Source organism: Desulfitobacterium sp. LBE (assembly GCF_007830365.1).
GTDB lineage: Bacteria > Bacillota > Desulfitobacteriia > Desulfitobacteriales > Desulfitobacteriaceae > Desulfitobacterium > Desulfitobacterium hafniense.
Genome location: NZ_VLKD01000001.1, coordinates 946651 through 971321, shown reverse-complemented (window position 1 = coordinate 971321; position 24671 = coordinate 946651). Strand labels below are relative to the sequence as shown.

Genomic DNA, 24671 nt, shown 5'->3' with positions numbered 1-24671 from the left:
AATTATATAACAGTTGCTGATTCGACAAAATATTTTTCAAAATAAAACCGGGAATATGCCTTTCAGACCACCGGATGTGGTATAATTGAGTCTGAAAATCGCTTGATAAAGTAGGGAGCGTTACGATTGAGTCAGACGAAACATCAACAAATTTTAAGTTTCATTGAAGGCCTTGCCGTAGGCAGCAAGGTCTCTGTCCGCTTTATTGCCAAAGAGCTTGATGTCAGCGAAGGAACCGCTTACCGGGCCATTAAAGAAGCAGAGAATAAAGGATATGTCCGTTCCATCCCCAAAGTGGGGACCATCCGTATTGAAGGAGCTAAGGAACGGCGCATTGAAGATTTAACCTTGCGTGAAGTCTCGCAAATTGCTGAAGGGATTGTGCTCTGCGGTTTTGAAAGTCTGGATAACTCGCCCAACAAGTTTTTGATTGCGGCGATGGAACTGGACGCCATGGAGAGATACTTAGAAGACAATTCTTTGTGTATCGTAGGGAATCGTCACGATGCCCAATTGCTTGCTTTGCAGAAAGGCTCCCCTCTGCTGATTACGGGAGGATTTGAACCCCAGGAGGATATCATCCAACTGGCTAAAGCCAATCATCTGGCTATTATTCAGACCCCTTATGATACCTTTGCCGTGACCACCATGATCAACCGGGCCCTTTATGATCGTTTGATTGAAAAAGAGCTTATTTTAGTTGAGGACATTATGGTCAAGGATGTGAATTATTTGACCACCCGTGCCACCGTAGGAGATTGGCACGAGCTTTCACAGCAAACCACCCACAGCCGCTTTCCCGTTGTGGACGAGGAGAATATCGTGGTCGGCATGATTACGGCCATCGATGTAGCCGGTGCCGAGATGAATACTTCCGTGGTGGAAGTGATGAATCCCAACCCTTATGTGGTGGGCAGGGAAGACTCCGTAACCCATATTTCCCGCATTATGCTTTGGGAAGGCTGGGAGATCGCCGCAGTGGTTGACCAAGGGGTGCTGATCGGCATTATCAGCTTGCAGGACGTCTTGGAAGCCTATCAGCAGATCCAGAAGCAGCCTCAGTTTGGTGAAACCGTGGATAATCTGATTTTAAGCGGTTTCCGTTATGTGGAGGATCCCGAGTACTTGACTATCGAGGGCGAGATTACCCGGTTTATGATCAATGAATTTGGTTCCGCCAGTCCCGGAGTTTTAGTGACCTTAATGAATATGGCCGGATACATTGCCCTGCGCAAGCAATACCGGCTGGATGCGATTACAGAGAATTTTACCTTCTATCAATTGCAGCCCATCCCCGTAGGGACGGAAGTCCGCATTACGGTCAAATTGCTGCTGGTAGCGAAAAAGCATTGCAATATTGAGATTGATGTCTATTCCAATAACCAGCTTTTAGCAAAAGCCCTGATGACCGCCAGAATGGGCGATAAAAAAGTTTCTTAGTTAATAGTTGAATTAAATAGGGGAAAAGGCCTTGAGTTATCAGGGTCTTTCTTTCATAATGGGGATAGTGTAATGACCCGCTCACATTTCGCCAAATGACTTGTCTGAAAGTGAACGTGTCATGACACTAGTACAAAAAGGAGGTCTGATTATGGGATTTGTTCACCTCCATGTCCATACGGAATACAGCCTTCTTGATGGGGCGGCCCGGATTGAGAAACTGGTGAAAAAAGCCGTCGAGCTGGGTATGCCCTCGGTGGCCATTACCGATCACGGTGTCATGTATGGTATTATTGATTTTTATAAAGCCTGCAAAAAGGCCGGCATTAAGCCCATTATTGGCTGTGAAGTCTATGTGGCCCCCCACCGGCGGACGGAGAAGGTGCCGGGACGGGATGACAACAACCGCCATCTTGTGCTGCTGGCTGAAAATGAAGAAGGGTACAAAAACCTCATTAAACTTGTCTCCATGGCTCATATCGAGGGCTTTTATTATAAACCCCGGGTGGACAAGGATATCCTGAGAAAGCACAGCCGGGGACTGATTGCCTTAAGTGCCTGCTTAGCGGGAGAAGTCTCGGAGTATCTCCTCAATAATCAGCTGGAGACAGCGGTAGAGAGTGCGTTGGAGTATGAAGAGATCTTCGGCAAAGGGAATTTCTTTTTGGAAGTCCAGGACCATGGCCTGGAGGAGCAGCAGCGGGTTAATACGGGAATGTTTGAGGTGCAGCGCCGAACAGGGATTCCCATGGTAGCCACCAACGACGTCCATTACGTCAACAAAGAGGATGCCTTTATCCAGGATGTGCTCATCTGCATTCAAACGGGAAAGAACCTCACCGATGCCAGCCGCATGAGCTTTTCCAGCGAGGAGTTTTTCTTGAAATCGGAAGCGGAGATGAATCTGCTGTTTGGCGAGCATCCGGAGATTCTGGAGAACACGGCCCGGATCGCGGAGCGCTGTCAGGTAGACTTTAAATTCGGGGACAATTATTTGCCGGTCTTTGAGGTTCCGGAAGGCTATACCCTGGATACCTATCTGAGAAAAAAATGCTATGAAGCTTTTCCGCTTTTTTACCCCAACCAAAGGACCGAAGAAAAAGAGCGGCTGGATTATGAGTTAGGAGTCATCGCCCAAACCGGGTTCTCCGGCTATTTTCTGATCGTGGCGGACTTTTGTCAGTATGCCCGTCAAAATGGTATTGCCGTGGGGCCGGGCAGGGGATCTGCCGCCGCCAGTATGGTAGCTTATCTGATGGGGATTACCACTGTAGAACCGATGCAGCACGATCTGCTTTTTGAGCGGTTTTTAAATCCGGAGCGGATCAGCATGCCGGATATTGATATAGACTTTGACCCGGACGGCCGGGAGCGGGTGATCAACTATGTTATGGAAAAATACGGCGCCGATAAGGTCTGTCAGATCATTACCTTTGGAACCATGGGCGCCAAAGCGGCCATTCGTGATGTGGGCAGAGTGCTGGGAATTCCTCTGGCCCGGGTGGATAAAGTGGCCAAAGCGATCCCCAGTGACTTAGGGATGACCTTGGAGAAAGCCCTGGCTGTATCCCCCGATTTGGTGAAGCTCCTGGAAGAGGACGGGGAGATTAAGAAGCTCTATGAAATCGCCCGCTCTCTCGAAGGAATGCCTCGTCATGCTTCCACCCATGCCGCCGGTGTGGTGATCGCCAAGGATGCCCTGGATACCTATATCCCCTTGCAAAGGACTTCCGACGGAGGCTTCACCATGACACAATTCCCCATGAAGACGGTGGAAGAAGTGGGCCTCCTTAAAATGGACTTCCTGGGGCTGCGCAACCTGACCATCATCCAGGAAACCTTAAAGCAAATTGAGGGGAATCGGGGGGAAGTGCTGGATCTGCAAAGCCTGCCCCTGGATGACAAGGCCACCTTTGACATGCTTTCCCTGGGCAACAGCACCGGTGTTTTCCAACTGGAAAGCGGGGGCATGCGCAATGTACTTAAAGAATTGAAACCATCCTGTTTTGAAGATATTATCGCGGTGGTCGCCCTGTTCCGTCCCGGCCCCATGGAGCAGATTCCAGAGTTTATCCGCCGCAAGCATGGGGGAAATGTCTCTTACCTGCATCCCCTGCTGGAGCCCATTCTCAGAAGCACCTATGGGGTGATTGTCTACCAGGAGCAGGTCATGCAGATTGCCCGGGATTTAGCAGGTTATTCCCTGGGACGCGCCGATCTGCTGCGGCGGGCTATGGGGAAAAAGAAAAAGGAGATCATGGAAGAAGAGCGGCAAAGCTTTATCTATGGTTTGCAGAGCCCCAGCGGAGAGGAGATTATTCCCGGTGCCTTAAAACTCGGCCTTACGGAAAAGGAGGCTGCGGAAATCTTTGACTTGATGGCCAAGTTTGCCGAATATGGCTTTAATAAGGGGCATGCCACAGCCTATGCCGTGATTTCTTATCAGACAGCTTACCTTAAAGCCAACTATCCGCTGGAGTTTAATGCGGCTTTAATCAGTACCGTGATGAGCTCGGCGGATAAGGTGTCCTTTTATATTCATGAAGCCCGGCAAAGCGGGATTGAAATTCTCCCTCCGGATGTTCAGTACAGTCAGGTGGGCTTCAGCATTGAAGGCCGGGGCATTCGCTTTGGCTTAGGGGCTATCCGCAATGTGGGAGTCAATGTGGTGGAGAAGATCATTGAGGCCCGTCAGGAAGGCCTTTTTGACTCCCTCTATGATTTCTGCATTCGTGTGGATGCCAAGGTCCTCAATAAGCGGGTCCTGGAAAGCCTCCTCAAAGCCGGAGCTTTCAGCTTGCTGTGCAAAAGGGCCCAAGGACTCTTAGCCTTGGATTCTATCCTGGAGATAGCCCAGCAGCGCCAAAGGGATAAAGAGAGCGGACAAATTTCCCTGTTCGATTTTGGGGACGACCTGGATGAAGGGATTGAACTCCCTGATGTCGAAGAATATTCTCCTCGAGAACTCCTGACGATGGAAAAGGAATATTTGGGTCTTTATCTCAGCGGCCACCCTCTGGAAAGTGTTCTTCCCAAGCTAAAGAATGCTGTCTCTGAGGATATTCTGACCTGTCTCGAAGGAGATGAGGAAAAGAAGGTCATCCTGGGTGGAATCGTCACCGGATACCGCACCACTGTGACCAAACGGGGGGAAATGATGGCCAGCTTTGTGCTGGAGGATTTAACCGGAACCATAGATGTTTTGGTGTTCCCGCGGATTTTTGCCCAAAGTGCCCGTTTGACGGAGGATCAGGTCGTGGTGGTGGAAGGAAGATACAACATCCGGGATGATGAACGCAAGATTTTTGCGGAGCGTATCACGGATCTGGAGAATGGGGCAGAGCGAACTAAACCGATAGGGTACAAGGACTACGAGAAAACTCAGACCCGGGAGAAAGCTCAGACTCGAACCCAGCCGCCAACTCAGCCCTCAACTCAGTCTTCCCCGAAGCTTAGTGCAGTACCTTCCGCGAAGCCCGGTGCAGTACCTGCCCGGAAGCTTTACTTAAGATTTCCTTACGAAGGGACGCCTCTTCTCGAAGAGGCCCTGCCGATCCTGCGTCATTATTCGGGAACCCATCCGGTGCTCTTCTATTTTGAGCAGGATAAAAAACTGATTCAAGGAAACCGGGAACTTTGGGTGAATGATTTGGAGGAATTGGTTCAGGCCTTGTCAAACATACTAGGGGAAAGCAATGTGGTATGGAAGGTCAATGCCATGTAAAAACGATGCGAAAAGGAGCAGGACAAGTGCGAATAGCAATTTATCCCGGAACCTTCGATCCCGTGACCAATGGGCATTTGGATATACTGAAAAGGGCGACGGAATTTTTCGATGAAGTGATCGTTGCCGTAGCTGTAGACAGCAATAAAACCACCCTTTTTTCCCTGGAAGAACGTATTCAGCTCCTGGAGATGGCTGCCGAGGAGCTGTCCCAGGTCAAAATCAGAGGCTTCGAGGGGCTGACTGTGGAGTTTGCCAGACAATGCGGAGCCAATGCCATCATCCGGGGCCTAAGAGCTATGCAGGATTTTGAATATGAATTCCAATTAGCCCTGATGAACAAAAAGCTGGCTGCGGATATTGAAACAATTTTTTTAATGACTCAGAGCGAATTCTCGTTTATCAGTTCCAGCTCGATCAAATGGGCAGCCAGCTTAAAGGGCAACATCAGTGAATTCGTCCCGCCCCATGTGGAAAGAGCTATTTACAAGAAATATCACCCGGAGATTGATGACTAGAGCACGGACAGGCTTTCTTGCAAGATGCTTTTCCCTGTGTTATTATGAAAAATATTATCTGGTCTTTAAATTAGTACCTATGGTGCTTAATCTACAGAATAAAGGGTATGTTTCTCTTTTTGAACAAGGAGGATTTGCCATGTGGACCGTTATTTATATTGCGCCCAATAAAGCAATTGCCGAGAAGTATAAAAAAGCCCTTTCTGAAGAAGGAATGCTGGTTCAGCTTCGACCCATTGGCTCAGCTCATCTGGGGGATCACGCATCGGTGGAGATCCTGGTCCCTGAGTCAGAGGCGGAAGAAGCTCATGAAATTATTACTAGCTATATGGGGAGCTAGGTATGTTAAAAGATATATTTCGTAAAAAACGCAAATACGCAACTCTCAGTTCGCTGCCTCCGAAAAATTCGGAAGGGGGGCGGGCTTATTTCGACGAGCCCTCTCCGGAACAGGAATCCACCCGCAAAGAGCTCCCTGACGGTCTCTGGGTGAAATGTCCTAAATGCGGCGAAGCGCTGTTTAATAAGGATTTGGTGGAGAACCAAAGAGTCTGTCTGACCTGCAGTTATCATTTCCGCATCCCGGCCCGGGAGAGACTTGAACATCTGGTTGATCCGGGGAGTTTCGCAGAATGGGATCAGGAGCTTCAGACCACGAATCCGCTGAGCTTTCCCGATTATGAGGAAAAGCTGGCGGAAGCCTATCAGAAATCTGATGTTTCGGAATCCGTACTTACAGGCCAGGCCAGCATCGAAGGAATGCCGGTGGTTCTGGCTTTTAATGAGGGGAACTTCATGATGGGCAGTATGGGCTCTGTGACCGGAGAGAAGATTACCCGCGCTATTGAGCGGGCTATCGAACTGCGCTGTCCGGTGATTATTTTTTCCACTTCCGGCGGAGCACGCATGCAGGAGGGAATCCTCTCCTTGTACCAAATGGCTAAGACCAGCGCGGCCTTAGGGCGTTTGGCCGAGGAAGGGCTGCTCTATATTTCCGTATTGACCGATCCTACTTTCGGGGGAGTCACAGCCAGCTATGCCTCCTTAGGAGATATACATATCGCTGAACCGGGTGCACTGATCGGCTTTACAGGTCCCCGTGTCATCAAGCAAACCATGCGTAAAGAACTTCCGGAAGGTGCCCAGACTGCTGAATTCAATCAGAGCCACGGACAGATTGATTGTGTAGTGGAACGAGCAGAGATGAGAAAGGTTCTAGGACGTTTGCTGCGTTATCATCAGGAAGGGGCAGTTTAATGGCTCAACATTTTGATTTTGAAAAGCCAATTCTTGAACTTGAACAGAAGATCGCGGAGCTGCAGGAATTCTCCAAAGAGAAGGATATCAATCTTTCGCCGGAAATCTCCAAGCTCATGCGCAGACTGGTACGATTAAGAAAAGAAATTTACGGCAACCTGGAACCTTGGCAAAAGGTTCAGATTGCCCGCCATATGGAACGACCGAATTTTTACGATTATGCCCCGCTGCTTTTTGAGGATTTTATGGAGTTCAAAGGGGATCGTCTCTTTGCCGACGACAAGGCTATCGTGGGCGGTATCGCCATCTTTCAAGGGATTCCCGTCACGGTGGTTTCCCATATCAAAGGGAGAGGGACTAAGGAGAATATTCAGCGAAACTTTGGCATGCCCCATCCGGAAGGATACCGGAAAGCTCTCCGCCTGATGGATCAGGCGGAAAAATTTCACCGCCCCATCCTCACCTTTATCGATACTCCCGGTGCGGCTTGCGATCTTGAAGCAGAAGAACGGGGGCAAGGGGAAGCCATTGCCCGCTGCTTACAGGCCATGGCAGGCTATAGCGTTCCGATTATCTGCACCGTCATCGGGGAAGGCGGCAGCGGCGGCGCCTTGGCCTTAGGTGTGGGGAACAAGGTCTTGCTGCTGGAGAATTCCTTCTATTCGGTCATTGCCCCGGAAAGTTGTGCCTCAATTCTCTGGAAGGATCCGGGCAAAGCTAAGGAAGCGGCTTCCGCTTTAAAATTCACCGCCCAGGATCTCCTGGAGCTGGGAATCGCCGACGGCATTATCAAGGAACCCCTGGGTGGAGCCCACCGGAGTGTGGAGCGGACCGCCGAGGAAATGAAGAAGACCATTGCCGAAGCCCTGGCGGAACTTCGAGAACTCCCACCGGATGAGCTGCGAACTATGCGTTATGAAAAACTTATGAACTACGGAGAATTTGAAGAGAAGGCTTGACACATTTTCAAATTCTATGCTATTATATTTAAGTCACCTATTGCCGAGGTGACCTGCTCAGGCAGCATGCGAGTGTGGCGGAACAGGCAGACGCGACGGTCTCAAAAACCGTTATCTTTACGGATGTGTCGGTTCGACTCCGACCACTCGCACCAAGCTAAAAATCAATTCCTGCAATACTTGCAGGAATTTTTTATTTTCCACGACATTCGAAGTAATAAAAATTAGGTGGAACAAAACTGGAACATTTGATTTAAGCTGAGGTCAGCCCTTTGGGGTTGGCCTTTTTTAGTTTAGTTTACTTTACTTATGGATTCGCTTTGCTTTTTTGTCATTATCCCCCGCATATCGGCACCGTTAAAGCTTTCTTTTTCTGTGGCGTGGCCATAATCCTTCCAGATCATTTCGGCATTTGAATGGCCAACCATCCTAGCGATTTCCAGCGGATTGGCCCCGGCTTCCATCAATAAACTAATGCATGTGTGCCGTAGGTTATGGAAGGTTTTGATGGGTAGATCAGTTTTTCGAATCTATTTTCTCCACCAGCAGGAGGCCCATGTGGCATTAACTTGTTGGCCATTCCATCCAATGAATACGGCATCGCTGTCTACCCACTTAGTGCCAAGTTCATCAGATCGGGCATCTTGTTCACCTTTGAGTTGGCGCAATAAAAATATAGTGCCTGCTGATAGGCGAATTTTACGGTTACTGCTTTTATTTTTTGTGCTCTTCTCAAAGGAGCCCATGTCGGGCAGATATTGCCGTGACTTGCAGATATTCACCATCCAGGTATCGAAATCTATGTCTGACCATTTTAGGGCTTGGATCTCGCCGGCTCTGGCGCCAATTTCTAAGGCCAACGTCACAGCGTCTCTAGCCTCTCTTACAAAGCAAATGCCAGTTCTTTATGATCTGGCATTTTTACCTTTATTAAGATGATTTCCTAGAGATATTGAGAAACTTCTGGCTCAGGCTGAGAATCAAGTTGTTCAGGTTCAGGTGACTGAGGAATTTTACTCTTGAGTGCCCCAATGAATTTTCTCCAATGGAGAGAAGCGTCGACAATCTCGAATAGAAGAATCTTTACATCGTCAGGGTTATTTGCTGGATGATAGCTGATAGAGAAATCGCGATTTCTTGTTCCATGCTTCTTCTTAATTTCAATGGAAACTATCTGATCGTAAAAGAGGTATTTGGGAGTTTTATCTTTCCCTATTCGCAAAGCGATAGAAAGCCTTTGCTCTGCATCTTCTTGAGTAAGTCTAACACTGCTATTATCATCAAAGTCGCTAATTCCCTGAACATACATGAAGTTACAGGCAAGGTTCCCATACCAATCCCTGCTTCCGAATACAGGCAATATCAATCCCTCCGATCTGTATTACTTTTACCAAAATTATACTCAAACCATAAGGTTATTGCTACTGATAATTTAGATTGAGGATTCAAGCTTTGATTATCGCTTTTGCCAATTTATTAAAAATAACAGGAGGAATACCTTGAACTTAGGACAAGATGTGGACGCGTCTTTGGCTGGAACAATGTCCTTTATGTCCAATACAATGGACCCGGGCAATTTAGAACAATTAAATAGGTTGGCAATGCGGCTCCCAAAACTTAATCCAACCGAAAGATTAGGGGGGCTGCTTTTTCGTTGAAAGAACTTATGTCGGGTGACTATACATCTATCGCGGAGCGCTTTAATATGAGCCGAACGATGCTTCGGAATAGTGCTGCTCGTAAAGCTGGTTTAGAAGGAGATGTTGAGGCATTTATTAAGGGAATGGATGATACTAAATCGGCAAAAGATGATAGAAGAGGCTTTTGAAAAGATGCTTAACAGCCGCGAAGTAAGTCTATAGGATAATCGCCCACGAAAATAGCACCGAAAACTAATCGGTGCCTGTCACATCCATGGCGGTAGGGACATATAGTATAGTGAGTGAATGTCTTTCCGCAAGCAAAAACCCGGTGCAAATTTGATGCGCTGGGTTTCTGCTTTTCTATTTGCGGACATTTTTCACGAGACTTCGACAGATTGGATATGAGATACTCAGCGAAAGATGGAATAGTCTGAAATTTTATAGGAGGGAGAAAATGAGCAGTGAATTCGTAAGTTGGTTTGAAAAGATCTCCTTGATTAGTAAAAAATGCAGTTTGAGAGATATTATCTATTATCACAAAGGAAATGTTATTCAAGCTCCTTTGGAAGCGTTATTAACATTCTATTTAGCAGAAATGATCATGTTTGTAAGTGATTTATTTGTTCGGGAACCTTTATCTAATGAACAAATGCTTCAAGTTATAATAGTGCCACTTATTTTTTCAGCTTTAGTTTGCATTGTCTATTCAATTGCCGCAATCCTTAAGATTTCATCTAGGTTGTTCGAGTGCATAAAAGAAATAGATACTTCGGAAAGAATAGGAAATAAAAAAATATATGATCAGGTTGATAATAGGTTTAAAGATTTATTTTTTAGAATACATAGATGGGGCGCAATTTGTTACTTTTTGGTTTCGGTAATAGTGGCTTGCTATTGCGTGTATGGAATAGGGATAAGTTTGAAAGTACATAGCATAGTATTCATTATCGCCGTTACAATATTTGGTTCTGTTTTTGGCTTGTGTTGGAACTATGCTGGTTTTAATGGAGATAGGCGAGTAGACTGGAGTTTAATTATCTTATCATTTAATAGAATTAACATAAGGCAACGATCAGCTATAATAAGGAGAAAGTATAAGCATTTTGAACGACAAGTTACAACTCATATTATAATGATTATCTTTATATTGGGAATAACGGCATATATTGTATTTTTCTTGAATGGGTACTTTGAAAAAGAGAACGAAATTAAGTTCGAAATGTACTACTTATTTGCTTCTCTGTATGTAATGACCATGTATTTATACATAAGATTTGTTTTCAAGCACTTCTATGGTAGACGTGAAAATGGATCTAGAATATATATCAATATTGAAGATCTAAAAGATTATAATCCACGGCTCATATATAAAATCAAAAATAGAAACGTAAGTATCAGAGATTAGAAGCAGGGTTTCTGTTTTTTATATGGTTGTCACGCTTTACTCGCTATGGACATATAGTATAGTGGGCTGCGGCGGTGAAGTTCATTGCCCCTTTCTTTAATATAAAAGCAAGAACTCCCGGTGGTCGAACGGGGGTTCTTGCTTTTTAAACTTGTCACACATCCCTCGTCAGAGGCATATAGATGAGATATCTTTTTTCATGCCCAAAAATCTGGTATTATAGATGCAGTCTTGGTTTTAATAACTACGATCCATACAAACAAGAATTTAAAGACGAAAGATAGGGTAATAATGGAACTTATAGTAAAAAGATTTGAAGAGCTGACGGCCGAGGAATTGTATGAGATTCTTAAAATAAGAGTTGCAGTGTTTGTTGTTGAACAGAATTGTTCTTATCAGGAGATCGACGGTAAAGACAAACAATCATTTCACATATATCTGAAGGATGATTGCGGAATCCAGGCATATTTACGAGTTGTTGATAAGGGCGTCTCTTTTAATGAGGTATCAATCGGCAGAGTGATCGCTGTGAAAAGACGGTGTGGCATAGGCAGCAGAATCCTCTCAGAAGGAATAAAGGTTGCCAAGAATAGGTTAGGGGCAGCTGCTATAAAAATAGAAGCACAGACATATGCCAAAGAGTTCTATGAACAGCAAGGATTTAAGCAGGTTTCGGAAGAATTCCTTGAGGATGGAATTCCTCATATTCAGATGATACTTGATGTAATTTAGGATAATGACTTATTTACATATAAATTCAATTTAAAGATCAAATGATCGTTAAAAACTTTTTTCATCATAACGCCAAAGAAACCGATAAATTTCCTGCCGAAATTATCGGTTTCTTTTTGTTTCCCCAAGTGTTAAAATAATTATAAATTATTGCTCCTATGCTTAGAACAGGAATCGCAAACGCGGGTTTGATATGATTTTCACGAGATAAATCTAAGGAGAAGCTTCTATGAAAAAGAAACTAGGAGTTATTGCTGTACTTACAATAATCATAGTAATCGGATTGCTGTTTTTATCTACTGGGGGAAAAATGGCAAGTGTTATGCTGGTTGATTACTCACTATCCGAAGATGGCAAGATGATAACCCTAAAAGTTGGTGTAGCAAGTAGTATGGGGTATGTAAGAACGCTTAAAACCAGTGAAGACGGCAATAAAAAACGCATTACCTTTTATTCAACATACGGATTGAACAGTAATATAGGCGCTAAAAATGAATTTCAAGTTGAGTTATCCCCATCTTGCGATGAAATATATTTTTACAGTGGAAATGATGAATACAAGTTGAAGCTGCAAAAAAACAGCCAAACAAATGCATGGGAAAGATCTAAGTAACGACATGGGAAATGCAAAAATTTCCAAAGTATCTGTTGGATGGTTGCATAGTTTGGACTTGGATTAATCTTAAAAATCTTTGTTCACTATTTTTCCAGAAAGATATAATTTTCCGGCAAAGGGGAGTTATATCTTTTTTGTACAGGAAACTATGCACTACCTTAAAATGTAATATTAGCGATAGCCTGGAGATTATTTCTGACGAGCAAAGGGATAAGGTTTGAGGGGCGAGATGTTCTATGTTAAAAAGAGCGGTTATACACAGAGACACCGGATATAAAATCAAAACACCCATGGATTCAATCAAATGGTGCCGCTATATCGTAAATATCGGGTATATTTGCGTTGCCCTAATGGCCTTCGCCCATGTCGCCTGGTATTTGGGGGCAAGAGACTACCTTGTCAATCCTCCCGACATTTATTTGAAATACTTTATCATTGCGCCCACGATAGGTACTTGTGCCCTGAATTTACTAGCCGATTTATTGGTTCGCTCTGCTCGGGTTCCGATTCAGGCCAAAGAGTATTTGTGCAGCTTTATCCTCGTAATCTATTCCTTCTACCTGATTATGGCTCATGAGATTGCAGTGGTTTTACTATGCACCTTCATGCTTTCCATATTTATTTCGGCAATTTTTTCAAAAGTGAAGATAACCCGTTGGGTTTTTCTGGCGAGTATGCTTTCACTTATGCTGTTTGGCGTTAAAATGTATGTCACCGGGAACATGGACAGCCGTATGGTTATGCAGATATTCATTACCTGCTTAATGTTCGTTGGCTCATATTTAATGGCGAAAATGCTGATACAGCACTATCACGATAATTTCGCGGCGATTACCAGTTCCCATGAAGAAGCGGCTAAAAACGAGCTCGCTTTTCTGCAGGCGCAGATCAAGCCTCATTTTTTGTATAACGCTATCAACACGATGGTATCGTTTTGCTACACGGACAGCGAAAGGGCAGCGAGTCTGCTTATCAATTTCAGTAAATATTTAAGGCTTGTTTTTGACGTCGACCATAAATCGATGCTGGTATCCTTAGAGAGAGAAATCGAATTGATTAAGGCTTATGTTGCAATAGAAAAAGCCCGTTTCGGCGGGCAAATCAGTATTGAATATACGATTGAACCGGAGCTGCTAAGCATGGAAATACCTTCGTTTTGCCTTCAGCCTTTGGTGGAAAACGCGATAAAGCACGGGCTGTGCAAAAAAGCTGCCGGTGGAACCGTCCTTATATCAGCGCAAAAGAGCGAAGGGACTATTATCATAAAGATCAGTGACACAGGGATAGGAATGGGGGCGGAGCTGCTCAATAAATTAAAGAACAGCGAATCGTCAAAGGAAGGAGTCGGCTTTTTCAATGTAAGCAGGCGTGTAAAAAGTTGGCAAGACGCACAGCTTGATATACAGAGCACAGAAGGAGGAGGAACTACGGTAACAATAACACTATCAGACATCATCGCATAAAGAGGTGCTGCAATATATTAACGCAATTATTGTTGACGGCGAAAAGCCTGCACCTGGTATTATAGAAAATATGGTTGCATATGTGTTGTCGGGCCCATAGAATCAGCGCTTAAAGCAAGAAGAAGGAGTCAAAGCAAAAGCTAATCAGTTTAATCATCGCAACGGTTTGAACGATGGATCTTCGTTCAGGCCGTTTTTTTGTTTGCCGCTAAGACGCTCAAACCGTTACCGCGATCAGCCCTGATCATTGGTTGGGAGATCCGGCGGCCGGGTGTGCCCCGAAGTGCGCCATAACATATACAGCTAAAAAATAATTAAATAATGACCATATGGTCATTTACAAGTGGAAAAAGATCTCTTACAATAAATCATAGGGTCGGAAGTTCGAACAAACTAACTTTTGCCTGCTGGACTGAATCCAGCCGAACAGGATGTTTCCATAGAGGAGGGCGGGAAATGGAACCGATGATCAGGCTTACGGAAGTAGTAAAAGAATATATCATGGGTGAAATCAGGATCAGGGCTGCAGACGGAATTTCTTTTGAAGTCGGGCAGGGCGAACTGGTGGTGGTTCTCGGGCCCAGCGGCGCAGGCAAAAGCACTGTGCTCAATATTTTAGGCGGTATGGACAGCGCCACCTCCGGCGAGGTGGTGGTCAACGGCCAGGATATTACGCAGTTCAACCGCAACGAGCTTACCTTATACCGGAGAAAGTGCATTGGCTTTATTTTTCAATTCTATAATCTAATGCCCAATCTCACTGCTCTGGAAAACGTCGAGATCGCGGCGCAGATCAGCGACGAGCCGCTGCCAGCGGCCGCGATTCTGGAAAACGTCGGTCTCGGGGAACGGATGCAAAATTTCCCGGCCCAGCTTTCCGGCGGTGAGCAGCAGCGCGTCTCCATCGCCAGAGCGGTGGCCAAAAATCCCACCTTGCTTTTATGCGACGAACCGACGGGCGCGTTGGACTATGTCACCGGCAAAGCGATTCTCAAACTGCTCCACGATGTGAGCCGCAACTTTCAGAAAACGGTGATGATCATTACCCACAACAGTTCCATTGCCCAGATGGCGGATAAGGTGATCAAAATAAAAAACGGCAGAGTGGAAGCCGTTGAAATCAACCGGAATCCTCTGCCCATTGAAAGGATTGAATGGTAATGCTGATCTTCCTGAAAAAATCCTTGCGGGATCTGAAGGAGGCCAAAGGGCAGTTTATATCGGTCCTGGCGGTGGTGATCATCGGAGTCATGTTCTATACGGGCCTGTATTCGGCACTGGACATCTTTTCCGGAGCGGGGCAGAAGTACTTCACGGAATATAGACTGGCCGATTTGTCGAGTACGGTTTACCGGGCGCCGGAAGGGGTAATCGAGCGGGTAAGGGCGATTCCCGGAGTCAAAATGGCGGAGGGAAGGGTCTTGCAGGATGTCCGGATTTTTATGGAAGACAGGAACGCTGTGGTCAGACTGATTTCCCTTCCCGACCAAAAACGGGCTGTTGTCAACGACATCATGCTCAAAGCAGGCAGCTATTTTTCGGCCGATGCGGCCAACCAATGCCTTGTATCCGAGGATTTCTTCAAGGCCAATCACCTGGTGATCGGCCAGACCATCGAGCCCATTGTGAACGGGGAACGGGTAAAGCTTTCCATTGTGGGAACGGTTAAAGGTCCTGAATACATGTATGAAATCCGCGATGCCACGGAGGTGTTCCCCGATCATGAAAAGTTCGGTGTTATTTATGTTCAAGCCTCCTATTTGCAGACCATCCTCGATTACAAAGGCTCGGTAAACGATATCAGCGTTCTCCTGACCAAAGACGGCGACAGCAAAAAGGTCAAGGCTGAGCTGGAAAAGATGCTGGCTCCTTACGGCCTGGTAAGCACCGTCGAGAAAAAAGATCAGATCAGCTACAGTATGTTTCACTCGGATGAAACGGGACTGCAATCCATGGCGGCGATTTTCCCTATGCTGTTCTTTATCGCCTCTGCGGTCATCATCTATATTACTATGACCCGCATGATTGAAAACCAGCGGACATTGATGGGCGTATTCAAGGCGCTGGGTTACAGCGATTGGGACATTATGCTGCATTACCAGACCTATCCGCTGCTGGTGGGAATCCTGGGGAGCATTCTGGGCTCCCTGATCGGGTTATTCTTCATCGGCGAAGCTCTGCTCGGCATATTCAACAGCTTTTACAATCTGCCGACGGAGAATTCGTCCGTCCAGCTGGCCATGGTGGTGCCGGCTTCGCTTACAGCCTTGTTCTTCTGCGTATTCGCCGGATATAATGCCTGCCGCAAGGAGCTGCGCCTGGTACCGGCGGAGTCCATGCGGCCGAAACCGCCCGCTTCCGGCAGAAAGACGCTGCTGGAAAACCTCGGCTTCTTTTGGCAGCGCCTTAATTTCAGCTGGAAGATCATCTTCCGCAACCTGTTCAGGTATAAGCGGCGCTCAGCCCTGGCCTCCGTCGGGGTCATCTTTTCCATGGCCTTATTGCTCATCGCCCTGGCCTTCCGGAGCTCCATGGGCAACCTGATGGCCATGCAGTATGAAGAAATTCAGAAGTTTGATCTGAAAATCAATTTTACGCAAATGCTGGCGGTCGATGAGCTCAGCACTATCAGAAACCTGGCTCACGTAAAGTCTGTCGAACCGGTGCTGGAGACCGGAATGGAACTTACCTATGGCTGGAAGAAGAAAGATATTGGCGTCCTGGCGCTGGACCGGGAAGCCCAATTATACGGTGTCTATGACCGGAAGGGGAAAGCGGCGATTCTGCCGTCGAACGGGGTCCTCCTGCCCGCCCGGCTCATGGAAACTCTGGGCCTGCATACGGGCGACCGGGTGACACTTCGCTCTTATTATCCGGGTAAGAACACGGACAGGGACAAAAAAACGGTGGTCGTGAAGGGTGAAACATCGCAATTTATCGGACAGAGCGCGGTTTGCAGTATGGATTATATCGATTATCTGCTGGATGAAGGCGCGGTGGTCAATGGGGCCCATATTAAGCTGGACGACGGGCAATATGAAAAAGAAGTGACGGCAAAACTGGAAGATATTTTGACGATCAATACGATCCAGTCCAAAGCGGAAGTGGTCGCCAATACCAACAAGCAGCTCCAATCCATGAACAGTATCATCTTTTTCATGCTGTTCGGGGCTAGTATATTAACCATCGCCGTGATCTACAACATTACGAATATCAATATCTTTGAACGCCGGAGAGAGATTGCCACACTTTCCGTACTCGGCTTCACTTCCGCGGAACTGAAGAGCCTGGTATTCAATGAGAATTTCTTTATCAGCGCCTTCGGGATACTGATCGGTGCCCCTCTGGGCAGGTTTATTGCCGGGGTGGCCATCGATACCCAGGCCACGGAGACCATGCAGCTGCCGATGGTGATGGAGCCGGCCAATTACCTGCTCGCTGCCGCCCTGATTATCGCCTTCACGGCAATCGCCAATTGGCTGCTCAGAAACAAAATAACCGCCATCGATATGGTCGAATCCCTGAAAAGCGCGGAATGAAGGTGCCAACGAGATAAGGAGGTTGAAAAAGATGAACATTCCAACGGATTTGCAGAAAGTGAAGAACGATAAACGGAACATGAGATTGACTAAAAAGCTGCTCTGGGTCATCGGTATCCTGCTCGTGCTGGCGGCAGGCCTGGGCTGGACCCTCTCCAATCGGGGCACGCCGGCGGAAACAGCACCCGCCAAGCTCGGCGATATCCAAAAATATGTAGAAGAGACCGGCGAAGTGAAGTGCAGCGACTCCGCGACGGTTTATCTGGAAGGAAGCGGGCTGATCAAGCGCATTGCCGTCGAAACAGGTCAGCAGGTCCAAAAAGGAGATCTGCTTCTGAGCATGGATCGGGAGCAGTTGGAAATTTCCCTGAAAAATGCGGCAGAACTGCTGAATCAAGCCAAAGCCCAATCTGCTGCCGGAGAGGAAGCCTATACCATGGCGCTGAAGGATTATGACAACACCAGGTCCCTGGCCGAGGCAGGAGCAGCCAGTGAGTGGGAACTAACCCAGAAGGAAGCTGCGTTAAAGAGTGCCGAAGCAGTCCGGTCCGGCAATCAGGCGGCGCTGGAACAGGCTGAACTGAGCGTGGCCAACAGCTCCCTGGCCCTGAGCAAGCAGCAGGTCCTGGCACCGCTCAAGGGCACCATTCTGCAAAAAAGGGTCGAAGTCAATGCCTTCGGCGTGCCTGGAACAGTGGCATTTGTCATCGGCGATACGGAAAACCTGGAGATCCAAGCCAAAATCCTGGCCGAAGATGCCGCCAGCATCCAAGTCGGGAACAAAGCTACCCTTACCGTCCGCACGAAAGAGCAGCAGACGCTGGCGGGAACTGTGGTCAAGATCGCACCCACTGCTGAGGATGAAGTATCCTCTCTTGGCGTCAAGCAGAAGAAGGTCACCGTAACCATCAAGCCTCTCGATGCCAAGGTTGCTTTGCTGCCGGGGTCTGAGGTGGATGTCAGGGTCATTACCGAAACAAAGAGCGGCGTGGTTATCGTGCCCGCCGGCGCCGTATTCGACTACCGGGGCCAAAGCTGCGTCTTCACCGTCGAAGAGGGAAAGGCTGCCCTGCGGGCGGTGCAAAGGGGAATTCAAAATGAGTCCTTGTGCGAAATCACAGAGGGACTGCAGGAGGGGGAGACGGTATTGTCCGCCCCTGATAACAGCATCGAAGAAGGAACGCGGATCCTGAGTCCATTACAATAAGCACAAATTATGATAAAATGGACGAAATGAATCGCTGACAGAAAGGAAAGCTGAACCTCATGTATGAAACCTTCGAGAAGCTGCCGGACGGTAAAAAGGAGCAAATTATCCAGGTTTGTATCGAAGAATTTATTGAAAACGGCTATCAAAACGCTTCCACCAATACCATTGTCAAACGGCTGGGAATTTCCAAAGGCGTATTGTTCCTTTACTTTAAAAATAAAAAGAATCTCTATCTTTATCTTGTCGAGTATATCATGGAGTTTTTTATCCAGGATTATTTTGAGGAATACGCGGGCGGCCCGGTTATCAATATCAATGTCTTCGATAATCTGGGTGAGTACTATAAAGAATTGATGCAGAAAAAACCAGAGCTCTTTTTATTTATGCTGCAGGCCTTTGTCAATACGCCGGCGGAGCTCAAAGAAGAGATCGACGCCAGGCATAACCAGGCTCACGACAGTCTGTTCCGGCATATGAACAACGAGGGTTTCCGGCCGGGCATCGATATTCACTTGGTGGACGATCTGCTGCATATGGTTTCCTATTATGTGGGCCAGTTAATCACCAATGATTTGAAGGGCAAGGATCTGAACACCATCATCAAGGATGAGATCAATAAGAATATCGTACGCTATGCCGAGCTGTTTGCGAAGTATGTGGATATCCTGAAGTATGGAGTCTATGAAAGATAGCAAATCGTGGACGCTCCGCATACGCAAAAAAGAAGCGAAAGATAATCCCGGTGCTCGTCATATCTATTCAGGAATTGTCCAACAGCGTATGGAAATTATCATACCCATTCCGGCGCTTCCTTGAGTAATCTAATAGAGGGGTTTGCTTCTTACTAGGAAGCAAACCCCTCTATGATTACATGTTCAGAATATGTTCAGCAAGCTCTGATATAGTTAATGGAAATCAGAGCATCATGATTACTCTATTTCTCCGTAGTATTTGCAGCTCTCTTCGCCGCCGATTTCCTCCTGCGTAAGCAAAACTCCAGAGAGAGAATCCGGAAATAATCCGAAAAGGAACCGGCGGCGGGAAGCAGAAAATCCCACCGCCGGTTCCTTTTGAATAGAAGGGATGCCATTATGGAAGCACCATCGGAAAGCTTGAGCTCAAAAAGGAGTGAACCATAAAATGCTAAATGGTAATATTTCACCCCATTTGTTTCGGGTGGTGTTTGAGAACAGTCCGATCGGGCTGGTCGTTGTGAACGAAGATACATCTTTAAAAAGGATTAATAACTATATGCTTGCAACCTTCAATATTGATCCCCAGGACTTTCATGAGCGCATGCTCGGTAACGCGTTCCAATGTTCTGATATATATTTGACCGGGAAAAGCTGTGGCGAGGGCGGCCATTGCCACGATTGCGGCCTGCGCAAGGTTCTCAGTACGGCCATGCTGGAAGGCGCCAATATCCTGGAAACGGTTGTCGAACACGATTTCATAATTGATGGGACCAATCGGAAGAAGTGGTTTAAGGTAAGCGCATCACGTGTTGAAACAGATGATGAAGTGCTTGGCATACTGTCTTTTGTAGATATCACAACCCAAATGGAATATGAGGAATTGCTCAAAAACCTGCTTTCGCTGGATGCTGCGACAGGAGCAATGAATAAATATGCTCTTATTAACTCACTAAAGAATCTCACCACCGGAAAGGAGGGGCTGACAGTGGCCATGATCGACATTGACGATTTTAAATTAGTAAATGATCGGTATGGTCACTTGACAGGGGACAGGGTTCTCAACCTGTTCTGCTCCGTGGCCTTCACAAACACACGCAAACAGGACATTGTAGGAAGGTTTGGCGGTGAAGAGTTTATGCTGATCTTTCCTGGTATGGTTTCCCGGCTTGTAATCAAAGCTCTGCAGCGAATTTCAACCTCATTTCGCACTGCCTGTATGAACGAACTCGGCTTTTCACCTACATTCAGCGTGGGAGTCGCAGAGTTTTCAACTAAAAAAATGGCCGGAATGACCATTGATGCTATTATCGCTGAAGCAGATGAAAACCTATACGCTTCAAAGAAGGCAGGGAAAAACAGAGTCACAGCCTTCGGGAGCAGCCAGGTTTTCAAGTGATGGCCGGGTAACGACCCTCATAGCATTATTGAAAGCAGCTGGCTTTATGCATGTTTTCTGGTATAGTTATAGGCGGTAGAATTGTATGTTGGGATGAGTGGTGTCCTGCAAGAATAAGGAGGCAAGTTAATGCTAATCAGACAAGAAACAAAGGAAGACTATGCTCAGATATGTGACCTTGTAAAAACAGCTTTTTCAACAATAGAACACAGCGATGGGAACGAGCAGAATTTAGTGACCGCTTTAAGAAACAGTGAGGCATTTGTACCGGGTTTATCATTAGTCGCGGAGATTGATGGCAGAATCGCCGGGCATATCATGTTTACTGAAGGGAAAGTTGGTCAGGATACAGTGCTTGTTTTAGCGCCTTTATCCGTATTGCCTGAGTATCAGCAACAAGGAATTGGCACCGCCCTTATTGCAGAAGGTCACAAGGCCGCCCAAGCATTAGGTTACCAGTATTCACTTGTTTTGGGGAGTGAGCAATATTACCCGCGTTCAGGTTATATTCCTGCCAGACGATTAGGGATTGAAGTTCCAGTCGGAATGCCTGATGAGAATTTTATGGCCATTAAATTACAGGAAAATGCCAAGCCGATCAAAGGCGCTGTAACCTATGCCAAAGAATTCGGTATTTAAGCCGGATTTCGGTTATAAATCCGACTATAAAAAAATGAAATCATCCTCATCTTCCTGATGGGGATGATTTTTTTAATGTCAAGGACGGCTACACACCCAACTCCTTTACATCAACCAAAAGCTCAAAATGATCCAGGGCCTTTTGCAGCAAAAGCTCCACCGTGTGACGGCAATCCGATTCCGTTTCAATGAAAGGGCAGCCGAAGGGACAGATATAATTCAGATCACAGGCCCCGCATTTGGCATTGCTGTATCTGGTCAGAGAGAGATAATGGTCAATCGGCGCTCTGTTAACCGTGATTCCCTGCGGGGTAATGCTCCCGATTTTGGTATCGGCGTTTTGCGGGCAGGCGAAGATGCTGCCCTCCGGAATGTTGAGAACGAGGGTTTTGGCCAGGTTGCAGCGGGATCTGGATAAGGGCTTGTTGGCAAACAGGCTGGATAAATTGTCGATAAGCCGGTTGTTCAAGAAGATTTTCAGTGGATAGCGGGACTTCAGCAAAAAGTACAGGTCGAATAAATCCTGGTAGGTGATCGCGTTTTGGATATATTTCACCGGATTGAGGATGTAATTCATGTTGTAGAGGCTTTCGAATTTCAGGATATCATCGAATAACCGATGGATTGCCTCGGCATTCGACCGGTCAACATTGATTGACACCGTGGTATTGACACCAAGCTTTGCCAGGGCCAGCAGGTTTTCCATAATGGCAGCATAGGAATCCTGCCTTGGGTTTACACGTCTGCGGTTGTGGATTTCCCGGGGGCCATCCAGAGAGATGGTGATACCGGCGATGGTATAGCTGTATAGATCGATTAAATCCAGATACTCCCTGTCAAAATTGCCGTTGGTAAAAATAATAAATCTGAGATAATCGAATTGTTCCAAAACAGAAGCGATGACATCAATATTGCTGTGCAGTAAAGGCTCGCCTCCAAACAGAACGATTTCCTGGATCTCGTTTTGCAGTTCACCGATATAGGTTTGCAGTTGATCAATAGCCAAATCCCCGTTGGAACGCCGCATACCGTTTTGAAAACAATAGATGCATCTCAGGTTGCATTCCGTGGAGAAGATGATATACAGTCTGCCGGTCTCGTCCTTCCAACTTGGGCGGAAGGTCATTGTTTGGGAATGGAGCTCCAAAGTCTTTGTGCCCGGCGCAAAGCTTCCATAGATCTCTTCTGTTTTCGTGGGAAATTTAAAATCCACAACCATCGCCTCCCCGTTCAGTGAGGATATCGGCCCAGGTATAAGTCCTTGTATTCGGCCGGAGATTGGGAATGTTGCATGTTGGGTCCAAAATGGTAGGTTCGGGGGCTTACCAAGACAAGAGGGTAATTAAGTATTTGGATGTCACCGGTTACAATCACCCGCACAGCTGGAATATTAAGTACTTCCCGGCTCAAGTCAACATACAGGACATCGCAGTCCGGCATTTTACTCCTGAGCTGTTCAATGGCCATCTCGATCAGATCCCGTACGCTTTTATCCCTGATCGCCAAGCTGTCCTGCACCTTGTTGACGGCAGACTGCCCCAGAATATCACGCTGATGAAAGTAGTCCAGGCAATAAATGGAATCCGAGGCATCGGCGAGATGAGCGGCCCGGTGTCTGCCGAAAAAGGTCTTGCGTGTCATGGATTGATTGTCCGACGATTGGATGGCTTCGGTCACCGAGCGCTCAAGGGCGATTTCCGCAGATAGTGATGCGCCAAAACCACTTAACCCATAATGGGTGTAGCTGTTGGGGTTGACGATCCATGTTCGGAATACCGGAAAGCCAAGGTCGTTTGAGTAATCCCTTGTGATGACACGATACCCCAGGGAATGAATCCCATGAATCAGGTCTTTCAGCTGTTGATTGCTCGATGAGTCGTGGTCTACCAGGGGCAATGTGAACCGGTTGGCCTGCCCGATCATCCAGGCATCATGCTCAATGACCTCAAACAATCCCTGCAGGATGGCATCCTCAAGGGTTGCCCCGGCCGCCAAGCCGGATGATCCGTTGCTGAAGAGCTGCCCTTTGAAACGATTGTCTCCCAGGAAAACCATGTGTGCGGGTACGAATTTGGCCTTCCCGCTGACCAGGGACTTGGCGCAGACCCAATCGATAGGAAGATCATCGCGGAAGGTCTCGTAACCTGTTGCTTGGTTGACAATCCGATCCACATAGCTCTTCAAATCAATGGCCCGATCCCCTATGTCCTGGTAGGGCGCTTCCACAATGGGAATGTCGCCGTAAAACTTTGCACTCAGGCGTTCTGCCATTTCATAAGACGCTGATAAGAAGGCCTGTGTTTCGTGAAGGCCCTTGCCATGTACAACCAAATCCTTGAAATAATAAGGGGTTTGATTGCGATGATTGGCCTTGACGCTGCCGCGAAAGACCGGAAGAAAACGGTCAAAGGGATTATTTTGTACTCTCGCGATGTTTATGTCAAGCCCGGTTTTCATCAAGGCTTCCCGGATGAAGTTCTGTGTATCTTCAAGGCTGCAGGACCGGAAGCCGCCGGTTGTATACCGAATCGGCCGGTGGCCCGGTGAAAAAACTTCCGTAAAACCTGGGAGGCTGGTTTCGCCTTGTCTGATATAAGTGCGGCTAAGACCATGGCAGCATCGGCAGGCCGTAGTAGGGGCTATTTTGATTTCCTGAGGCGCGCAGTGCCCAGAAAAGAAGTGCTTTTCGCTATCCAGCAAATGAAGGGAATCGGAACCATTTAGGAATTGGCCGATCTCCTCCAGAAGCATGTCCCCCAAATACTCCAATAATGAGTTTCTGAAAGCATCAGGAATTGGGTAAGCCATTTGCAAATCGGAAATTTCAGCGATGGGGAGCTGTTGATTGGGGCGCAATTTGCGGTTGAGATCCTCCAAGTGGTAGGTGGCGGCGCATTCCAGGCAAGAGGTTTTGCCCGGAATGACAAAAGGCCCGACAACCACGGTGTCACCATTGTAGTAGCAGGATACAAAGGGGATATTCCTGTGGATCAAGGCGTTGTTCAGCTTGAAGATTTGGCCGTAATGAGCGGCAGACGGCGCTATGACGGCAAGGTCGGCCGTGGAATCGGGGATAGATGAGGCGTTTTCAGCAGGGAAGGAGAGGAGCTTCATATTCCTCTGGGGGGCTTGGTCTTTCAAGATCTGTGCCATTCTGCCCTCGCCCACCACAAGCACAGTTGACGGGCACGGATTGCCGGGGCGGTTGCCGGTAACCTCTTCAATGACTTGCTCTTGAAGCAGTATGGATAAATAGGTCCGGATACCATCCAAGGGATACTTGCTTTGCAAGTTCTGTTCAATCTGCCCAAAAGTGTTTTGACCATCAATCAGGGCAAGTACTGAATCGAGGGCGGAGGGTGAGCACTGTATGAGCTTGAACTCACCGTTCACAGTCGTTGCCACACGCCCCTTTCCCAAGGATACACTGCTGAA

Annotated in this window: 21 protein-coding genes, 1 tRNA gene and 1 pseudogene; 19 read left to right on the top strand and 4 right to left on the bottom strand. The window is 47.1% G+C overall.

Features of this window, described 5'->3' with window-relative positions; all coding sequences use genetic code 11:
* Positions 1-126: 126 nt before the first annotated feature.
* The 7 genes from DESLBE_RS04785 (at position 127) to DESLBE_RS04755 (ending at position 8053) form a co-directional block, all read left to right on the top strand.
* Entirely contained in the window at positions 127-1440 is a 1314-nt protein-coding gene (locus tag DESLBE_RS04785; protein WP_005814651.1) for a DRTGG domain-containing protein, read from the top strand.
* Between the two features lie 151 nt (positions 1441-1591).
* Positions 1592-5164 carry a DNA polymerase III subunit alpha gene (locus DESLBE_RS04780; protein WP_144675370.1) on the top strand — a complete coding sequence of 1191 codons (3573 nt, stop codon included), beginning with the start codon at positions 1592-1594 and terminating at the stop codon, positions 5162-5164.
* 26 nt (positions 5165-5190) lie between these two features.
* Positions 5191-5682 (top strand): pantetheine-phosphate adenylyltransferase, encoded by a 492-nt coding sequence (gene coaD, locus DESLBE_RS04775; protein WP_144675368.1) that lies wholly within the window; start codon positions 5191-5193, stop codon positions 5680-5682.
* A 139-nt stretch (positions 5683-5821) separates the two neighbouring features.
* The gene (locus DESLBE_RS04770; RefSeq protein WP_011459626.1) at positions 5822-6022 is read left to right on the top strand and encodes a hypothetical protein; all 201 of its coding nucleotides are present in this window, start codon (positions 5822-5824) and stop codon (positions 6020-6022) included.
* Positions 6023-6024: 2 nt separating this feature from the next.
* Complete coding sequence (accD, locus tag DESLBE_RS04765; protein ID WP_144675366.1) at positions 6025-6939, top strand: acetyl-CoA carboxylase, carboxyltransferase subunit beta; 915 nt, start codon at positions 6025-6027, stop codon at positions 6937-6939.
* Positions 6939-7898: an acetyl-CoA carboxylase carboxyltransferase subunit alpha gene (locus tag DESLBE_RS04760; RefSeq protein WP_005814659.1), complete on the top strand. Its 960-nt coding sequence runs from the start codon at positions 6939-6941 to the stop codon at positions 7896-7898. Before accD ends, DESLBE_RS04760 begins: the two co-directional genes overlap by 1 nt.
* A 68-nt stretch (positions 7899-7966) precedes the next feature.
* Positions 7967-8053 (top strand) — tRNA-Leu (locus DESLBE_RS04755).
* Positions 8054-8191: 138 nt separating this feature from the next.
* On the opposite strand, the pseudogene DESLBE_RS26890 reads toward DESLBE_RS04755, so the two are convergent.
* Both DESLBE_RS26890 and DESLBE_RS04740 read right to left on the bottom strand, forming a co-directional pair.
* A pseudogene (locus DESLBE_RS26890) lies at positions 8192-8764 on the bottom strand (site-specific integrase).
* Between the two features lie 77 nt (positions 8765-8841).
* Positions 8842-9258, bottom strand: a complete 417-nt coding sequence (locus tag DESLBE_RS04740) for a hypothetical protein (protein WP_144675360.1) — start codon at positions 9256-9258, stop codon at positions 8842-8844.
* A gap of 139 nt (positions 9259-9397) precedes the next feature.
* Between DESLBE_RS04740 and DESLBE_RS27390 the strand changes: the two genes are divergently transcribed.
* The 12 genes from DESLBE_RS27390 to DESLBE_RS04685 all read left to right on the top strand — a co-directional run bounded on the left by DESLBE_RS27390 (position 9398) and on the right by DESLBE_RS04685 (position 21236).
* Entirely contained in the window at positions 9398-9556 is a 159-nt protein-coding gene (locus tag DESLBE_RS27390; protein ID WP_348981618.1) for a hypothetical protein, read from the top strand.
* Entirely contained in the window at positions 9553-9726 is a 174-nt protein-coding gene (locus DESLBE_RS27385) for a hypothetical protein (RefSeq protein ID WP_348981617.1), read from the top strand. The genes DESLBE_RS27390 and DESLBE_RS27385 overlap by 4 nt, the downstream gene beginning before the upstream one ends.
* A 269-nt stretch (positions 9727-9995) precedes the next feature.
* A complete protein-coding gene (locus DESLBE_RS04730) occupies positions 9996-10946 on the top strand; it encodes a hypothetical protein (protein WP_144675358.1) in 951 nt (316 codons plus the stop codon).
* A 291-nt stretch (positions 10947-11237) separates the two neighbouring features.
* Positions 11238-11678 carry a GNAT family N-acetyltransferase gene (locus DESLBE_RS04725; RefSeq protein WP_144675356.1) on the top strand — a complete coding sequence of 147 codons (441 nt, stop codon included), beginning with the start codon at positions 11238-11240 and terminating at the stop codon, positions 11676-11678.
* A 229-nt stretch (positions 11679-11907) separates the two neighbouring features.
* Positions 11908-12291 carry a hypothetical protein gene (locus DESLBE_RS04720; RefSeq protein ID WP_144675354.1) on the top strand — a complete coding sequence of 128 codons (384 nt, stop codon included), beginning with the start codon at positions 11908-11910 and terminating at the stop codon, positions 12289-12291.
* A gap of 239 nt (positions 12292-12530) precedes the next feature.
* Positions 12531-13757: a histidine kinase gene (locus DESLBE_RS04715; protein WP_144675352.1), complete on the top strand. Its 1227-nt coding sequence runs from the start codon at positions 12531-12533 to the stop codon at positions 13755-13757.
* A 456-nt stretch (positions 13758-14213) separates the two neighbouring features.
* Positions 14214-14918 carry an ABC transporter ATP-binding protein gene (locus DESLBE_RS04710; RefSeq protein WP_144675350.1) on the top strand — a complete coding sequence of 235 codons (705 nt, stop codon included), beginning with the start codon at positions 14214-14216 and terminating at the stop codon, positions 14916-14918.
* Positions 14918-17296 carry an ABC transporter permease gene (locus DESLBE_RS04705; protein WP_144675348.1) on the top strand — a complete coding sequence of 793 codons (2379 nt, stop codon included), beginning with the start codon at positions 14918-14920 and terminating at the stop codon, positions 17294-17296. The genes DESLBE_RS04710 and DESLBE_RS04705 overlap by 1 nt, the downstream gene beginning before the upstream one ends.
* A gap of 31 nt (positions 17297-17327) precedes the next feature.
* Positions 17328-18503: an efflux RND transporter periplasmic adaptor subunit gene (locus tag DESLBE_RS04700; protein ID WP_144675346.1), complete on the top strand. Its 1176-nt coding sequence runs from the start codon at positions 17328-17330 to the stop codon at positions 18501-18503.
* A 59-nt stretch (positions 18504-18562) separates the two neighbouring features.
* Entirely contained in the window at positions 18563-19198 is a 636-nt protein-coding gene (locus DESLBE_RS04695) for a TetR/AcrR family transcriptional regulator (RefSeq protein ID WP_005816849.1), read from the top strand.
* A gap of 448 nt (positions 19199-19646) precedes the next feature.
* Entirely contained in the window at positions 19647-20597 is a 951-nt protein-coding gene (locus tag DESLBE_RS04690; RefSeq protein ID WP_144675344.1) for a GGDEF domain-containing protein, read from the top strand.
* A 129-nt stretch (positions 20598-20726) separates the two neighbouring features.
* On the top strand, positions 20727-21236 hold the full coding sequence (locus tag DESLBE_RS04685; protein ID WP_144675342.1) for an N-acetyltransferase: 510 nt from the start codon (positions 20727-20729) through the stop codon (positions 21234-21236).
* Between the two features lie 88 nt (positions 21237-21324).
* On the opposite strand, the gene DESLBE_RS04680 is transcribed toward DESLBE_RS04685, so the two are convergent.
* Both DESLBE_RS04680 and DESLBE_RS04675 read right to left on the bottom strand, forming a co-directional pair.
* Entirely contained in the window at positions 21325-22449 is a 1125-nt protein-coding gene (locus tag DESLBE_RS04680; RefSeq protein ID WP_172625370.1) for a radical SAM protein, read from the bottom strand.
* A gap of 17 nt (positions 22450-22466) precedes the next feature.
* Positions 22467-24641, bottom strand: coding sequence for a YcaO-like family protein (locus DESLBE_RS04675; protein ID WP_172625369.1), 2175 nt, complete (start codon positions 24639-24641; stop codon positions 22467-22469).
* Positions 24642-24671 lie beyond the last annotated feature (30 nt).

Bases quoted from the DNA above. Each gene is read 5' to 3' on its own strand.
- DESLBE_RS04690 (WP_144675344.1), top strand. From the start codon at position 19,647: ATGCTAAATGGTAATATTTCACCCCATTTGTTTCGGGTGGTGTTTGAG.
- DESLBE_RS04685 (WP_144675342.1), top strand. From the start codon at position 20,727: ATGCTAATCAGACAAGAAACAAAGGAAGACTATGCTCAGATATGTGAC.
- DESLBE_RS04730 (WP_144675358.1), top strand. From the start codon at position 9,996: ATGAGCAGTGAATTCGTAAGTTGGTTTGAAAAGATCTCCTTGATTAGT.
- DESLBE_RS04705 (WP_144675348.1), top strand. From the start codon at position 14,918: ATGCTGATCTTCCTGAAAAAATCCTTGCGGGATCTGAAGGAGGCCAAA.
- DESLBE_RS04700 (WP_144675346.1), top strand. From the start codon at position 17,328: ATGAACATTCCAACGGATTTGCAGAAAGTGAAGAACGATAAACGGAAC.
- accD (WP_144675366.1), top strand. From the start codon at position 6,025: ATGTTAAAAGATATATTTCGTAAAAAACGCAAATACGCAACTCTCAGT.
- DESLBE_RS04715 (WP_144675352.1), top strand. From the start codon at position 12,531: ATGTTAAAAAGAGCGGTTATACACAGAGACACCGGATATAAAATCAAA.
- DESLBE_RS04710 (WP_144675350.1), top strand. From the start codon at position 14,214: ATGGAACCGATGATCAGGCTTACGGAAGTAGTAAAAGAATATATCATG.
- DESLBE_RS04720 (WP_144675354.1), top strand. From the start codon at position 11,908: ATGAAAAAGAAACTAGGAGTTATTGCTGTACTTACAATAATCATAGTA.
- DESLBE_RS04760 (WP_005814659.1), top strand. From the start codon at position 6,939: ATGGCTCAACATTTTGATTTTGAAAAGCCAATTCTTGAACTTGAACAG.
- DESLBE_RS04780 (WP_144675370.1), top strand. From the start codon at position 1,592: ATGGGATTTGTTCACCTCCATGTCCATACGGAATACAGCCTTCTTGAT.
- DESLBE_RS04695 (WP_005816849.1), top strand. From the start codon at position 18,563: ATGTATGAAACCTTCGAGAAGCTGCCGGACGGTAAAAAGGAGCAAATT.
- DESLBE_RS04725 (WP_144675356.1), top strand. From the start codon at position 11,238: ATGGAACTTATAGTAAAAAGATTTGAAGAGCTGACGGCCGAGGAATTG.
- DESLBE_RS04770 (WP_011459626.1), top strand. From the start codon at position 5,822: ATGTGGACCGTTATTTATATTGCGCCCAATAAAGCAATTGCCGAGAAG.